The 16,192-nt window shown below is 45.8% G+C and carries 9 protein-coding genes and 1 pseudogene; 6 read left to right on the top strand and 4 right to left on the bottom strand.

Going from position 1 to position 16,192, the window contains the following annotated elements:
* On the bottom strand, window positions 1–3,458 hold a 3,458-nt coding region (locus NDA06_RS19115; protein ID WP_348251808.1), incomplete at its 3' end, for a PAS domain-containing protein.
* Between the two features lie 968 nt (window positions 3,459–4,426).
* Here NDA06_RS19115 and NDA06_RS19110 point away from each other — a divergent pair.
* Window positions 4,427–4,594, top strand: a complete 168-nt coding sequence (locus tag NDA06_RS19110) for a hypothetical protein (RefSeq protein WP_206755402.1) — start codon at window positions 4,427–4,429, stop codon at window positions 4,592–4,594.
* A 182-nt stretch (window positions 4,595–4,776) separates the two neighbouring features.
* On the opposite strand, the gene NDA06_RS19105 is transcribed toward NDA06_RS19110, so the two are convergent.
* Window positions 4,777–7,383, bottom strand: coding sequence for a CHASE2 domain-containing protein (locus NDA06_RS19105; RefSeq protein ID WP_190987179.1), 2,607 nt, complete (start codon window positions 7,381–7,383; stop codon window positions 4,777–4,779).
* 201 nt (window positions 7,384–7,584) lie between these two features.
* On the opposite strand from NDA06_RS19105, the gene NDA06_RS19100 reads away from it, so the two are divergent.
* The 4 genes and pseudogenes from NDA06_RS19100 to NDA06_RS19085 all read left to right on the top strand — a co-directional run bounded on the left by NDA06_RS19100 (window position 7,585) and on the right by NDA06_RS19085 (window position 13,392).
* Complete coding sequence (locus NDA06_RS19100) at window positions 7,585–8,454, top strand: shikimate dehydrogenase (RefSeq protein ID WP_348251809.1); 870 nt, start codon at window positions 7,585–7,587, stop codon at window positions 8,452–8,454.
* 649 nt (window positions 8,455–9,103) lie between these two features.
* Complete coding sequence (locus NDA06_RS19095; RefSeq protein WP_190535164.1) at window positions 9,104–10,387, top strand: glycosyltransferase; 1,284 nt, start codon at window positions 9,104–9,106, stop codon at window positions 10,385–10,387.
* Between the two features lie 323 nt (window positions 10,388–10,710).
* Window positions 10,711–12,039, top strand: a pseudogene (locus NDA06_RS19090) (IS701 family transposase).
* Window positions 12,040–12,126: 87 nt separating this feature from the next.
* The gene (locus NDA06_RS19085) at window positions 12,127–13,392 is read left to right on the top strand and encodes an IS701 family transposase (RefSeq protein ID WP_190985949.1); all 1,266 of its coding nucleotides are present in this window, start codon (window positions 12,127–12,129) and stop codon (window positions 13,390–13,392) included.
* Window positions 13,393–13,648: 256 nt separating this feature from the next.
* Here the strand turns inward: NDA06_RS19085 and NDA06_RS19080 are convergent, their stop codons facing one another.
* Entirely contained in the window at window positions 13,649–14,323 is a 675-nt protein-coding gene (locus NDA06_RS19080; protein WP_190985948.1) for an HAD-IA family hydrolase, read from the bottom strand.
* A 229-nt stretch (window positions 14,324–14,552) separates the two neighbouring features.
* On the opposite strand from NDA06_RS19080, the gene NDA06_RS19075 reads away from it, so the two are divergent.
* Window positions 14,553–15,608 carry a saccharopine dehydrogenase NADP-binding domain-containing protein gene (locus NDA06_RS19075; protein WP_190985947.1) on the top strand — a complete coding sequence of 352 codons (1,056 nt, stop codon included), beginning with the start codon at window positions 14,553–14,555 and terminating at the stop codon, window positions 15,606–15,608.
* 34 nt (window positions 15,609–15,642) lie between these two features.
* Here the strand turns inward: NDA06_RS19075 and NDA06_RS19070 are convergent, their stop codons facing one another.
* Entirely contained in the window at window positions 15,643–16,164 is a 522-nt protein-coding gene (locus NDA06_RS19070) for a DUF937 domain-containing protein (protein ID WP_190535041.1), read from the bottom strand.
* Window positions 16,165–16,192 lie beyond the last annotated feature (28 nt).

The raw sequence follows: 16,192 nt of genomic DNA, 5'->3' as shown, positions 1-16,192 counted from the left end.
CCAATTGCTCCGTTCGGTTCTCCCTGGTAAGAAGTCCGCACTGCTAGCATCGACTTTAGACCGATCTGGCGGCAAAATGGCTCAACCGCTTCTAAAAGAGGCTCAGCATAAACATCCGGTGAGGAAATGGCAGCATCTTGTGCGAGCATTAGCTGGACATGGGGATTGCCAACGACAGGGATATCCAAAGACAGTAGCGATTGATAACCAGGAGCCACAAACTCAGCGACTATCGGAATTCTGAGTTCCGGTTCCACCACGTAGGTATGAATGAGGCAGCGATCGATCCTGAGTAGCTGAGAAATTTGTTCGGCGGCGGTGGCAAAGATGTGCTGAGGTTCTAAACTAGAGCGGATTTCTTCGGCAATCTGCTTGAGCAGGACAGTCCGGCTAAATTGATTGGTCAGCGCTTCTACTGCCATTCGCTCCTCGGTGATATCCGCTTGAATCCCCACATAGTGAGTCAAGCACCCTAAAGCATCTCGCACCGGAGCAATAGAAAATTCATTCCAAAATAAGCTGCCGTCTTGGCGATAGTTCCGCAGCACAACGCGACACTCTCTTGCTTCGCGCAGTGCCAGCCGCAGCTCCTCAAGAGCGGGTTGGGTGGTGTCGGGTCCCTGTAAAAAGCGGCAATTTTTGCCCAGAGTTTCTGCTGCCGAGTAACCCGTGATGGACTCAAAAGCTGGATTGACGTAAATCACTGGCGTGTCGGGCAGTTGGGCATCGCTAATGACAATACCATTGCTAGAAGCGGCGATCGCTCGCTCCAGCAGTCGCAGCCGATCTTCTGAGTGCTTGCGATCGCTGATGTTTAAGGAATACCCAACGCACTCAATGGGATTACCCGCTTCGTCTTTGACCAATTTCATCTGATCGTAGAGCCAGCGATAAGTTCCGTCCTTGTGCAAAAAGCGGTATTCGTAGGCGTAATCTCCTGTAACAAACAGTCGCGGTAATTCAGCAAAGACGCGACTAACATCTTCTGGATGGATGTGGCTTGCCCAAAAAGTTCCATCTTCGAGAAATTCTTGGGCTTCATAGCCTAAAACTGTCTTGATATTCTCACTGACAAAGGTGATGTCATAATTCCCCGATGCCTTGCAGCTATAAATAATTCCCGGACTAGAGGTGAGCAGATGTTGCAGGCGTTCGGTCGCCGAGCGCAGTGCCACCTCCGCTTGTTTACGAGCAGTGATTTCCATCACCACTCCCCCAACGCCAGAAAGCCGATTATCCTCGTCTGGTATGGGAAAGAAAGAAACCATCCAGTCTCGAACAATACCCGGTTGGCTCGGTACTTCACCGCTGATTTCTTGGTTGAGAATAGATTCGCCTGTTGCGAACATTCGCCGATAGAGAGGTTCCAGCTTAGGGGCGATATCGGGGATGACTTCACAGAGGCTCTTGCCAATCATGTCACCCGCGGGGAAACCATTCACCTCTGCCAGGAGTTCGTTGATTTGCACAAATCGCAGTTGCTCGTCCATGATGCTCAATCCGACAGGAGCCGAGCTGAAAAAGGCATTCAGGCGAGCTTCCCGCAAGGCGAGTTCTCGTTCTAAGGCAATGCGAACGACTTCGTCGCGCTTCGCTCCGCTAACGTCTTTATGCGTCCCCGTCATCCGCAGCGCCACACCAGAGCGATCGCGCTCCATCACCTTACCATGACACAAAATCCACTTCCATTCGCCTGATTTTGAGCGCATCCGCAATTCAATTTCGGAAACGGGTGTTTTACCTTCCCGATGCAAGGTTAAAGAGTCTATCGCCCGAGAGGTATCCTCTGGATGTACTAGCCGCTCCCAGGACTGGTAACTGTTCTCAATCTCCTCTGGCTCATACCCCAGCATCTTCTTCCATTGCCGGTCGAAATACATCTCTCCGGTCGTTAAATTCCAATCCCATATCCCTAAGGCACTCCCATCTAACGCCATTTGCAGCCGTTCTTCGCTGCTTCTGAGAGCGGCTTCGGCAAGTTTGCGCTCAATCAGCCAACCTAACTGAGCCGCAACTGCACTTACTAGCTCAAACAAATGTCGATCTTCTGCACTTTTGCCACGCTTAAAGAAAACTAAAACTGCCAACACTCGCTGATTGGCGAGAATTGGCACGCCCAAACCCGTCTTTAATCCAACTTTTGCGGCGATTTGCGATCGCACAAAGGTTTCCTGGGTGGCTTCGGAAACATCTTCTACCCATTCTGGTTGCTGCGATGACCAAACGCGCCCTGGCAGACCCACGTTGGCTCTAAATGTGACTGTTTCGCTATGGCGTCGGAATTCTTCAACCGAGCTATGTTGCAAAGCGACGACCGCATCGCGATCGCACCCGTACCAACCCGGACTATTTTTTAAAACTGTACCATCATCAGACGGAACCCAAGTTTCTCCCAAATCCCAGCCGATTGTCGTACAAATTAACCGCAAAATAATTGCTAAAGCAGTATCAACGTCAACAGAACGATTGATGGCTTGGGTTGCTTCCAGCAACAGACGAATTTCAACTTCTGCTTGCTTTCTTTCAGTAATATCACTTGTCGTGCCGAGAATCTGCTTCACCTTGCCGTCAGCGGTTCTCGCAAACAGAGTATCCCGATTGAGCAGAGTCCGCCATTCTCCATTTCGATGCCTCATCCGGTACTCATTCTCAAAGATTTCGCTGTCAGGGGCGTCCTCGAATTGTTGGAAATATTCCGGCAGTCTGGCGAAATCGTCAGGGTGCATCAGGTTTTGGAAACCTAACCCCATTTCTTGAATTTCTTGGGGCGTATACCCTAAAGTCGCGCCGATTTCACGATTAATATAAACATTACGCTGCTCGCTCAGATCGTAGAGAAACAAAACATTGGGACTGGCTTCAGCAATCCGCTCAATGAAATGCTGACTCTGGAGTAACTCCTGCTGTGTCTGTTTATGGTCGGCGATTTCAGATTCTAGATTATGCAGCGTTTTTAATAACTCGGCGGTGCGATCGCTGACCCGAATTTCTAACTCATCGTTGACGCGGCGTAAAGCTTCTTCTGCCTGCACCCGGATTGCAATCTCGCTCTGGAGTTCCTGGTTGAGAATCTCTAGTTGTTCGGGCGTTTCCAAAGCCAGGAATTGCGGCAGCAGCGTTACCATTTGTAGAGCCGTGTAGCACGAAACCAAGGCAGTCAGCGCTTTCTCAATTCCTGTCAGCCAGTAAACTGGATGCCAAAGCGTCCAGATTTCCATCAGGTGCCCGGTACCGCAGAGAATAGTAAAGGCTCCAAATAAGGCAAATATCCCTTGAAAGGGAATATCTTTCCGCTTGTGGATGAAGTAGATGAGCATCGCCGGAATCGAGAAATAGGCGATCGCAATCAACAAGTCAGAAACCAGGTGAAGCCATACCAGTTTCGTTTGCCAAAGGTAGCAGTGACCGTGAGGGATAAATTGTCTTGAAGAAAACAATTCTTTTAAAAGCTTCCACATATTACGATCTTTGGCTATAATTCGGAGTTATTCCCGATGCATAGAGATACGGTCAGATAAGCTTCCCAGCTTTAGCTTTTGCCGCGACCCCTCAAGCGCATTCGACTCAGAGTTGAAGCTCAAACTGATGGATAGCTGAGTCTTGGGTTTCCATAACAGCGAGTAATATGCAGAAGAATCTGCTAGAGATTGAGCAAGTTGAGTCAGTACAACACTTGATTCAAGATTGATTCCCCATCTTTAGATAGATATTCTTCATTATTAAACATGACAATTCTATTTGGGTAAGTCAAGGGAAGAATTTAGTTTTATCTGTCTGTCTCGAACCCCTCTTCCCCCCAGATCAGCTAAATTTGCTTGTCCATACTTGGTGGGAGAGGCAGTTTAAGGTTTATGAATTTTGTTTGTATACGTGACAACAACTATCTACCGATCGCCTACATAAAGCCTTTCTTCAAAACTGCTTTTATCAAACTAAAACGGTTGAGGCAGATTCTGGTAAATTTGCCAATATTTAGCTAGAATCTCTGGAGTGCCCTAAATTGGGCATTGCTAAATCAAAGTTTAATTTAGCAATGTCAGGTAAAGGATCGCGATCGCAAAACGGTTGTCACATTGCAAAATCGCTTTGTAAATGTGGAAAAAGTGAAACTTGCCACTAGGTGACGAGCTATTAATTTAAAAAATTTTCTTCAGTCGATGAGAGACATAAAAGCCCGATCCCTGACTCACTCCTCGCAGAAACTTGGTTAGCAAAGTCCATGTGAAGCCAAGCAATCTTCAACTGGCAGCAAAAAGATATAGAAACATTTAATAATCTGCTCAAATACTGTTGAGAAATCAGGTTGAGGGTAGACTGATTGATGGCAGCGATCGCTCTACAACTCAGGAGTTGCCATTGGGGCAATTATACGCTTCAGGAGTTGCCATTGGGGCAATTATACGCTGATCGTGATTGACTCTCCCGAGTGATAGGGCTGGGGTGTCGATTCATCAAGTGCGAAAGGGAAATTAAGATTCAAGGCAGTGTGGAAGAGAAAGCGATCGCTGGTCAGCTCGCTCTAGAATCTCTTCCCGGTTCATCTGCATTTAAAGCTCAGCGAGAGGAGCCAGTGGCACAGACTCAGACCCATTAAGGCGCTCCAATTCACTGCTCGTTGCTATACCAATTCTCTAGGATTCGTGAAGGAAAAATCGGGGAGCTAAATCCTCCCATCTCACTACTGAAATAGGATTCCTATATACCCATAATTGTGCAATTCATTAATCAATCGATTAACTATTAGCAATCTCAAGCAAAACAAACTCAATAAATTTTTTAGCCGTCTATCCTTGTCTCTGTCAAACTATTATTGCTGTTCAATTGAGAATTTGTGAGAATTGTCGGGTTTGAACTTTCAGTTGCATCGTTTCCGACATCAAAACTGACCGTATAAACAGATGCATCAGGCGCGTACACTTCAATTTTGTAATTGCCAGCAGAAGGCAGCAATGCTTGCCACTGTGCGCCATCGGTAATCGTCCCGACCGTTTGCCCTTCCGGATCGATTACGGTGATATTGACGTTGCCTTCTACCGCTGCCACTGTCAATAGCTGCCCCTCAGTGGCGGAAAGAGAGAAAGAGTGGCACTGATTAGGTTCTAAGTTGCCACCCATCGTTGTTTGTGTAGAACCTGAGTGGAAGCTGACTTCCTGAGTGAATAGCGTATCTGCTGGGATTGACTCCTCTGGGGGGCAGTTATCTATCGGTGCTGAAAGCGTCTCTTGGGGAGTTTTAGGTTGCTCTTGTTTTCTTCTTTTTGGAGCCAGCCGACAGACGATCGTGGAGCCGCCGCTACCTAGCAAACCCAGCGCTGGTGCTGCGACAGGTACCCAACCTGCCTGCATAAAGAAATAGAAGCCGGTAACGAACAAAATGCCCAGCGTTGCAGTTCCAACCACAATCAATCGCAGGGGATGACGGATTCGCCAAGCTAAAATGCCGCCAACGGCTGCCCATCCCACAATCCATAGCACCTCAACCCATTCCGACCAAGACCAAAACAAAGGTCGCTTGTCTAGAACAACGCTGAGGATTTGGCTGACGGTCTGTGCTTGCACCCTTACCCCAAACATCTTACGACTGCCCCCGTAGGGAGTATAAAAAACGTTATCAACTGTGGGTGAGGTGACACCGATCAGAACAATGCGATCTTTAACCCAGTCGGGGTTAATCTGACCTTTCAAAACTTCAGTGAGCGTTACCTGCTGGGCGATATTATGAGCGGAGCGATAATCGAGCAGGATCTGGTAGCCGCCTGAATCTGCCTGCTGGTATCCTCCAAAATTGGCTTCTAGGGGTTTGAAGACAATTGAATTGAGCTGGAGATAATTTTTTGGGTGCGGTTGTGCCTCGATTCCCAGTTGTTCCAGGTAGCGCAGTGCCAAACGCGCACCGAGGGAGTAGGGGGTCTTACAGGCACCGACATCGGAAGTCGCAAACAGGAGACTGCGGCGAACGGCGTTATCGGGATCGATCACCAAATCGTCGAAGCTAAGGCGGTCTTCCGGGACAATTTTTGGCGGTGCAACTCCAGGATTATCGATATCGCTGATTTTGCAGACGGTAATGATGCGATCGCTCTTTTGTAATTGCTTAGATAATTCTGCATGACCGGGTTCCATCGGGATGTCGCGATAGATATCCAAACCGATGACTCGTGGTTGATGCCGTTCTAGTTGCGCTAACAGCTGATGCAGAGTCTGGTCGGATAGCGGATATCTGTTTTGAGCTTTAATATCTGCTTCGGTGATTTCGACGACTAAAAGGCGAGGATCTGGCCCTTCCATTGGGGATGAACGATCTAAGTCTCCCAATACCCGTGTCGCAAACCGTAACCGCACCATCTGATCGAAGGTTGCCAGTTCCAAGGACTGCAAACCACCCAGTTGCCTCACCCCTAGCAACAAGCTGGTAGCGAGGATACTGGCGATCGCTAAACGGATCGGCGATGCCTTTTTCTCAAGGACACCCGCGCGATCGCTAATTTTTTCCCCGCTTTTGTCGGCAATATTTTCTGGATCAAATTTTTCTGCAACGGGCGTATTTTCAGATAACGATACCTCTGTCAATGAAGCGATCGCTTGGCTGACTTCTGTAGCGGACTGGTAGCGATCGCGGAAGTGGTATCGTACCATCTTGTCTAAAATTGCTGCTAGGCGATCGCTGACCTTTACTTTATCCCGCCAAATAATCTCAGAGGTTTCAGGATCTTCTGGTAGCTGGTTCGGTCTTAACCCAGTCAGCAGTTGGATCGCAGTGATCCCCAAGGCATAGATATCGCTGCTGTATTTTGGCTTACCCGCTAGTTGTTCGCTCGGCACATAACCTTGAGTGCCAATTCCGACTGTAATGCTGGTCTGATCGGTTCCACTCGTCAACTGGGTGCGGATTTCCTTGACCGCGCCAAAGTCAATTAAAACTAATTTGCCGTCCTGTCGCCGCCGGATCAAATTGCTCGGCTTGATGTCGCGGTGGATGACTTGATAAGCATGAACAAACTCCAGGATGCCCAGTACATCCTGCAAGAACTGAATAATTTCAGATTCGCTCAGTCGCGTACCTTGGTGCAATTCATCGCTCAGCGGCGAACCTTCAATGAACTCCTGCACCAGGTAAAATTGTTGGTCTTGTTCAAAGTAAGCTAGCAGATGAGGGATTTGTTGGTGGTGGCCCAGTTTTTCAAGCGTTTTTGCCTCGGTTTTGAACATCCGTCGAGCCACCTGCAAAAAAGCAGGATCTTGACGAGCAGGTTTGAGGTGCTTGACAACACACTTAGGGTTTCTCGGTCGCTGCGTATCCTCGGCAATGTAAGTTTGACTAAATCCTCCAGCTCCTAGGACTTTGACAACTTTATAGCGCCCTCCCAGTTGTGTTCCCAGCATGGTCGCTCAGTATGCATCAATCCTGATTTTGGCATACAACTCAGTTTTGCTGAGCTTGGTTATTTATCTGTTGTCAGTTGTCGGTCGTTAATGATTTTTCTCATCCCCGTGACAAGTCGCTCTTAATTGCTTGTCAACAAGATTTCCGATAGCCGTATGGTAGTAAGAAGCGATGCTTGTTACCAACTTTTCCAAATGCAGATGATTCAAGGTACAACCAAACTTCTAGGGGTGATTGGTCATCCCATCGGGCATTCCCTATCGCCAGTGATGCACAATGCGGCGATCGCTCATTTAGGATTAGATTGCGTTTATGTACCTTTGTCGGTCGCGCCGGAAGATTTAGAGAAAGCGATCGCCGGTTTTGCCGCAATGGATAATTTTGCGGGCTTTAGCGTTACCATTCCCCACAAACAGGCAATTATCCCCCTGCTATCAGAAGTATCCGACATTGCCCAAGCGATAGGAGCCGTCAACACCGTTACCAAGACGGATAAGGGATGGGTTGGTACGAATACGGATGTTGAAGGCTTCCTCGCCCCCCTGGAAGCTGACAAGGGCGATTGGAGCCAAAGTGTAGCGGTCATTTTAGGCAATGGTGGTGCGGCGCGGGCAGTAGTTGCTGGTTGTAAAAAACTAGGTTGTGCCCAAATCCATGTTGTTGGGCGAAACCGGGAGAATTTAACCGCCTTTCAAGACAGCTGGCGCAACTCATCCTTACCAGTAGAAATCAGCACCCATTCTTGGGAAGAACTCCCGAATCTGATTTCTCAGGCATCTTTGTTAGTCAATACAACACCTGTTGGGATGTACCCGAAGGTTGACGAGTCTCCTTTAGACGCAGAAGCGATCGCCAATTTGCCAGAAGGCGCGATCGCTTACGATCTGATTTACAAGCCCAACCCTACCCGGTTTTTGCAACAAGCACAAAGACAAGGCGCAATTATCGTTGATGGACTGGAAATGCTCGTCCAACAAGGAGCCGCCGCCCTGAAAATCTGGTTAAACCGCGAGCCGCCAGTGGACGTGATGCGCCAATCTCTACAAAAACAATTAAAGATCGAAAATTAAACCCAGCGTGCAATTTTTGGGATTTCTCCCCTAATGCAGCGGGGACTGGAGGATCTTGTCAAAATTTGCTTGACATTTCGATTCTCTATCGTCCTGAAAAAAGAGGCTAAGAAAAAGTTGCCCATTAGTGTAACTTGAGATAAAGATGCAATCTTGAGCAAATTTACGGATATTCAAATCAAGTTATTGTGTCAGCAGACTTTTTTATGCGAATTTTTACTGACTTATATATTACAATTTATTAAAATCTCTTTTCTAGGTAAAAAGGTAATCTCTTGGGAGTCTTACTGAAGAAAATTGATTTGCTCTTTTACATCAATCTTGTAACATTTGCAGTAGCTTAGATATCATTTCACTCAATCTTTACAGGTTGACCTGTAAATCTACTTACTAATTTAAAGATTAAGTAAAGATACTGCCGTACGGATGTGGTATTAAGTACTTGTTGCGTAGTATAGAGCAGCCCTAAAACCGTAAGTTTGCGTACCTGACAGGATCCGCTAATTTTTACGGATCTTTTTAAGGATCTCAAGATTAGAGGGTCAGATTTCTCTGAAGTCTGGACAGGCTGAATCTGAGAACATCGCTCAGGCTCTAAGTTTAGCTGCAAGTATTTGATTTTATTGACTTTAAAGAGGAATAAAGATATATGGTGGAAAGCCGCAAAGATATTAAAAACAATCCCACACTTCCTGGATTGCCACCCCTATTGCGGGTTCCATCAGAATCATTGCAAATCGCTGAATTAGGTCTTCCCACGGCTTTAGCAGGCTCTAAGAATTTCGAGAAATTAGGGGAAGAGCGTGGGTACGCCCATACACGCCCACTCCGTTTTTCTTTAGTGGTTCCTACCTATAACGAAGGGGACAACATCCGGGAGATTGTCCGATTACTGACTCAGCTGTTGGATGGAGCTATCCCGAATGACTATGAACTGATTGTGGTCGATGATAATAGCCCCGACGGAACTTGGGAAATCGCTCAGGTTCTGATGTTGGAGTATCCGCATCTGCGAGTGATGCGGCGGATTGAAGAACGGGGACTTTCGACAGCGGTAATTCGCGGCTGGCAGGCAGCGCGGGGAGAGATATTAGGCGTAATTGATGCCGATCTCCAGCATCCACCAGAGTTGTTATTGCAGCTGTTAGCGAAAATGGATCGGGGCGCAGATTTGGCAGCGGCTAGTCGCCATGTGGAAGGTGGCGGCGTCAGCGACTGGAGTATTATACGTAGATTTTTATCTCGTGGTGCCCAGATGCTGGGGTTAATACTGCTGCCTGGAGTAGTGGGTCGTGTCTCCGATCCGATGAGTGGTTATTTTTTGGTACGCCGCGAGTGCTTGGTGGGCAAAACACTGAGTCCGGTGGGTTACAAAATTTTAATTGAGGTGCTGGGTCGGGGCGATATCCGTTGGATTGCTGAAGCAGGCTACGTGTTTCAAGAACGCCAAGCGGGGGAAAGTAAGGTCAGTGCGAAGCAATATGTAGATTATCTGCGGCATCTACTGAGGTTACGCCTTTCCCGCTGGCCCATTGGTCGATTTCTCCGATTTGGTGCAGTCGGTTTCAGTGGCGTATTTGTAGATATGGCAGTCTTTTATCTGCTGCGTACCCAAGTGGGATTGGGACTGACGAGCAGTGCAGCTTTGGCTTCGGAGTTGGCAATTATCAATAATTTCTTGTGGAATGACAGCTGGACTTTTGCTGACATTTCCAGTCGCCAACAGGGATGGAACAAGCGGTTCAAGCGGCTGTTGAAATTTAATCTGGTCTGTCTGAGTGGGCTGGTATTAAACCTTTTGATCCTGAATTTGCTGTTCAATGTCCTGGGTGTGAATCAATACGTTGCGAAGCTAATTGCGATCGCTGCGGTGACTTTGTGGAATTTCTGGATCAATCTAAAACTCAGCTGGCGGGTGACGGAAACTAAGTAATCTGAGTCTTTAATCATTAGTCCTGAGTTATTCGTCGTGAGTCTATCAATGGCTCTTGACCCATAACTCTTAACCCAAAGAAAAAAGGCGATCGCGTTTAACGCGATCGCCTTTTTTTTATTTCTCTCCTACTAAACTTTCCCTAACTGTAGAAAAAGTCTCTAGCATCCAGTCAAACAAGTACACTCATAACCGAGAGTTGTAGGGTTACTTCCTGTTTGGATGATACTCAAACTCCGATGAGAATTATCCCTCTTCTGTCACTTTCCGGGTATTCTGAATAAAAGAAGAAAAAAAGAAAACCCTGAAAGGTAAGTAGGGCAATGGATGTAGAATTACAAATCCTGAAACATTTGGCAAGAGATGCTCACCCAACAGTTGCCATTATAGATGAATATTGTGCCGAGTATAAAGACCTATTTAAAGAAGTAAGAAATTATGAGTGCTTCAAATATTTACATCTGGGAATAATGTCACCAATCAAAAGAAAATCATTACCAGAGATAGCAAAAGTCGTAAGTATAAACTCCGCCCAGTCATTACATCATTTTCTAGCCAACTCAGATTGGTCAGGAGATAAATTAAAACACCGAAGATTAAATAAACTCAAGAAAGCACTAAATGGGCAGGCGATTACGGTAGTAATAGATGAAACAGGAGATAGGAAGAAAGGGAAAAAGACCGATTATGTAGCAAGACAATATTTAGGAAGTGTGGGGAAAGTGGAGAATGGGATAGTTTCCGTCAATGCCTATGGAGTTGACTCTAATATAACTTTTCCATTAAGTGTAAAAGTATTCAAACCAAAAGGGACGCTAAAACCAGAGGATAAATATAAAACGAAAATAGAGTTGGCATTAGAAATTATTACTGAATTAATTGAATCAGGGTTTATTATTGAATTAGTACTAGCTGATAGCTTATATGGTGAAAGTAGTCAATTCATTAGAAAACTCGCTGAATACAAATTAGATTATGTCGTAGCAATAAGAAGTAATCATGGAGTTTGGCTACCAGTAGGTCAGGGGGTGAGGGCGAACAAGTGGTGTAGATTTGAAAGAACCTCTAGCGATCAAAAATCAGAAATTAGATATATTAGAGAAATAATCTATGGTAAAAAGAGAGCCATAACTCACTGGGAAATAACTACAGACCCAGAAACCATGCCGGAGAATTCTACTTCTTTCATAATGACAAATCTGCAAGGGAACCTGAAGAAAATTTTAGGTAACCTGTATGGATTAAGAACTTGGGTGGAATATGGTTTTCGACAGTGTAAGCAGGAACTGGGCTGGACAGATTACCGTTTCACGAATTTCCAACATATTGAGAGATGGTGGGAACTAATTTTTTGTGTTTACACAATGATTAGTTTAAATTCTCCAGCCTTTTTAGGCTTAAATCAATCTTGTAAAATTGAGACTGAGGTAAAAGAAACTAGTTCTATTGATTTTTCAAATCATCAGCAATAGAACCATGAATGCGGATGGAAGAATACTATAAATAATTGGCGTCTAATTATTCAACTACTCTTACTATTTTGGATGATTTATCCCTGGCTAAACATTTTCCCTGATTCACATTTATTACTAGGATTTAATCATTTAATTGCTGCAATGAATCAATTTAAACCCTGCTATGCTTCTGGATAATTTCACTTATCGGTGCTTAAACGAAAAACAAGACTCTAAAAAGGTATAATACAGGCATGGCAACCATTTCACGTTATGGTGTGATAAATGAAAGAGACAACTCCCGCCGCCATGCCCCCTTGCTTCAATAGATGGTGCAAACGCTTTGATGATATATTGACGCATCAAGCCCAAAAACGGGAGTTTAGGAACTATATAAGCGGATTATTGGGGGAAAGTGAACGAAAAAACCTGTCTCAAATGGCGGATAACGCGGTGGGAGTGACTTACCACCGATTACACCATTTTTTGACGGAAGCGCCTTGGGATGCCCAACAGGTGAATCAGCGTCGCTTAGAGGTAATGAATCAGTGTTCTCAAACGAAGATTAGTCGTGGATTTACCCTAATTGTTGATGACTCAGGACATAGAAAAAGTGGCAATTTTACAGCAGGAGTGGGGCGGCAATATATTGGAGAAATCGGGAAAACCGATAATGGGATAGTGGTGGTAACAACTCATCTATATGATGGCAAAAAAAGCCTGCCTTTAGATATAGAGTTATATCAACACGCTAGTTCTTTACCTGAAGAAAAAAAAGACAAAGCGTTTAAGAAGAAGCCGGAATTAGCCTTAAATTTAATTGACCGTAGCTTGGTTCGAGGATATCGACCCGGTATCGTGCTAATTGATGCTGGCTATGGAAATAACACAACGTTTCTGCTGGAACTGGAAAAAAGGAAATTAAAGTATTTAGGTGGATTAGCCAAAAATCGTAAGGTAATAATTGAGACACAGGCAAATAGTCGAGAAGAGCTTTGCTTGAGCTATTTCGCTGAATCATTGCCTAGTGATGCTTTTATCCCTATTAAACTCAATCTAGATAAACCGAAAACCGTTTGGGTGGCGACTCTTGAAGTTGAACTATCAAGACACAAAGGAACGAGAACAATTGCTATCGTCATGAATGCCTCAACCTTCTGTGAAGCCAGCGACATTGACTATTTTATTACAAATGTTGGCTCATCCATTGCTACAGCCGAGTGGATAGTAACCACCTATGCTCAAAGGAATTGGGTAGAAGTTTTTTATCGCGAAGCAAAGGGATGGTTAGGGTTATCTGAATATCAAGTCCGAGATTTTCGTAGCTTAATGCGTCATTTCATTCTTGTGTTTTGTGCCTATACATTTATTTTATGGCACACCTTAACCGGAGGCTTAAGAAGGCGCTGGGCTAACAAACCTTTAAATACCTTTACTGAAGCATTAGAGGCGTTTCGGACAGCGATGTCTTTCCGTTTTATGGAGTGGGTGAACGCTAATCGAGATGTATTCTCAGCCTATAAAGCTGCTTTGGGTTTTATTTGGGCTTGAAATCTGTTTAAGTCCCGTTATTTACTACTTGCTTACTTCGGAAAGTGACAGAAGAGGGCTGAGTGGCGGAGGGCGGCTTTATCCCAATTTTAGGGGCAAATTAGGTCTCTGGCTATCAAACCTACCTCTACAAAAATCAAACTGTACATCCACAGAAATATAAATATCGCAATCCTAATTCATTCATAAAATCGGAGATATCTCTTCTTACTCGTCCTCAGTGCTTTATAGGGAAGAGAGTGTAGCGTTAATAAATTCAATTAGGATTGGGATAAATTTTTGTGGGAGAATCTAGCCATGCCCACAATTGTGGAGAGGTGAAATCAGGCACGGCAAAAATTGCTCCACAGTCGCAGAGAACTTTGGGATCGTAGGTGGAGGCAATGCCAATTGTCGGAATGCCTGCGCCTACCGAGGAACGAATCCCGGAGGGAGAATCTTCAAACGCGATCGCTTGTTCCGCTTTAATTCCAAAATAATCCAACGCCAGCTGATAGGGAGCCGGATCGGGCTTGCCTGCGATCGCATCTTCCGCTAAAACAAGGGTGGCGAAGGCATCTATCAAACCCAAAGCTTCTAGCATGAAGTAGACATTTTTACGCGGTGCATTTGTGACAACTGCTCGTTGCAATTCTAATTCTTCTGTCCATGCCAAAATTTTAGAAAGTCCAGCCAGGGGTTTAAGTTCTGGTGATAATTCTCGGAAATAAGCTTCTTTCGCTTCAGCGAGTTGTTCGCCTTCTGATAAGGATAACTGAGGGAGAATATCTTGGATAATAACTGGATTAAGGCGTCCGCTAATCCGGTTTTGGTAAAAATTTTCGTCAATATCAATATTGTATTGTTTTAAAATATCCTGCCAAGATTTGTAATGGATTCGGTCAGTATTTACCAGAGTCCCGTCCAAGTCAAATAAAATTGCAGCCAACATAGTTTCAGGGGCGAGACGATTGAATCAGTGCCATAGCTATCCTAGGGTGGGAAGCAAAGCCAAGCAAACATTCTGTCATCTTACCTGTACCTTTTGCCGTATTGAAGAAAACACTCCCAAGCGGACAATAGTAAGTATGCAGTCGCTCGACTGTTATACCCTCAATTGACAAAGCGGGATAAAAAGAGCGATCGCTTTCTATCTCTGCTGTGTCGTAACTTCTGTACTAATGTCCTCAAACTTTTTGTTATACGGTGCGAATGGCTATACCGGAACCCTGATTGCGCGATTGGCAGTGCAGCAAGGGTTACGCCCAATTCTGGCAGGACGCAATTCTGAAAAGTTGCAGCCGTTAGCGACATCGCTTGGTTTAGAACACCACGCCTTTAGCTTAGAAAATGAATCCGCCGTGGATGCGGCACTGAAGGATGTCGCAGCGGTACTCCACTGTGCAGGGCCATTCTCCGGTACTTCCAAGCCAATGGTTGAAGGATGCCTGCGGACAAAAACCCATTATCTGGATATTACCGGAGAGGTGGCAGTATTCGAGGCGATCGCTGCCAAAGATGCTGAGGCAACAAAAGCAGGCGTAATGCTGCTTCCCGGCGTCGGTTTTGATGTCGTTCCTTCTGACTGTCTCGCGGCTCATCTCAAGAGACAGCTGCCTTCAGCAACAAGTCTGGCGCTGGCTTTCACCGCCGGTCAGACATCGCGGGGAACTGCCACAACAATCGTGGAAGCTCAGAAGCAAGGAGGCTTAGTGCGGCGGGGTGGCGTTCTGACTCCGGTTCCGACTGCTTGGAAAACTCGAACCATCGACTTTGGAGAAGGCCCTGTTTTAGGCACCACACTTCCTTGGGGAGATGTGTCTACCGCTTTCTACAGCACAGGGATTCCCAATATTGAAGTTTATATGGCAACCCCTCCCTCCACTTACTGGGCGCTAGTCGCAAGTAGATATTTGGGTTGGTTATTGGGGTCACCACCCATGCAAAGCTTACAGAAACGTCTAATCCAAGCTCAACCACCAGGACCAACCGATGCACAGAGGCAACAGGGGAAAACTAGATTGTGGGGAGAGGTGTCAGATGATGGCGCAACTAAGGTATCCCGACTGCAATGTCCAGAAGGCTATACGCTCACAGCACTGACGGCGCTGGCTATTGTTACTAAGGTGCTTGCCGGACAGGTGAGTGTCGGCTTTCAGACGCCTTCCAAAGTCTATGGTGCCGATTTGATTTTGGAAATTGAGGGGGTTGAGCGGTTAGATATTAATAATGGGTAATGAGTAATGGGATACTCATTACCCATTCCCTGCTTTATCTACCCAGATGGCGAGCTGCTAACTGCATCGCATCAGCAATATCAACATCGCCATCGCGGTCGGCATCTAAGAAAGTATTCAGAACTGGATTCGACCCGTGCGGATTTTGAGCGCTGGAGCCAGTTTTTAGAAGATTTAACACCAGGGGAACGAGAATCGGCAACATCTGTTGAATCATCGCCGGATTCAAGCCGGTTCTTTGAGCAATTACTTGCACGATTTGCGGCACTTGAGAAAAACCAAAAAGCGCATCAACAGCTTGAGGATTGGGAGAAGTGCCGCCATATTGATTGACAAGGGCTTGCGCTTGTTGAGGGCCTTCGGTAGCTTGCTTCTGTTGTAGAGCAGAGCGCACGTAGTTACCTACAAGGGACATTGTAGATTGCACTGCTGACGGGTCGGCACCATAATTATTGCCTACCTGCTGCACGGTGCCAAAAATATTATCCATCTGTCCGGGAGTCGCTTCGCGATCTGGACTGTCTAAGGCATTGATAATTTGGTCAAAAAGCCCCATAACTCTTTCTACTCCGATAACTTGAACA

Origin of the sequence: Trichocoleus sp. ST-U1, from assembly GCF_039961835.1 — a bacterium.
Taxonomy (GTDB): domain Bacteria; phylum Cyanobacteriota; class Cyanobacteriia; order Cyanobacteriales; family FACHB-T130; genus FACHB-T130.
Note: the sequence above shows the minus strand (reverse complement) of the source record. Positions and strands in the feature narration are given on the sequence as shown.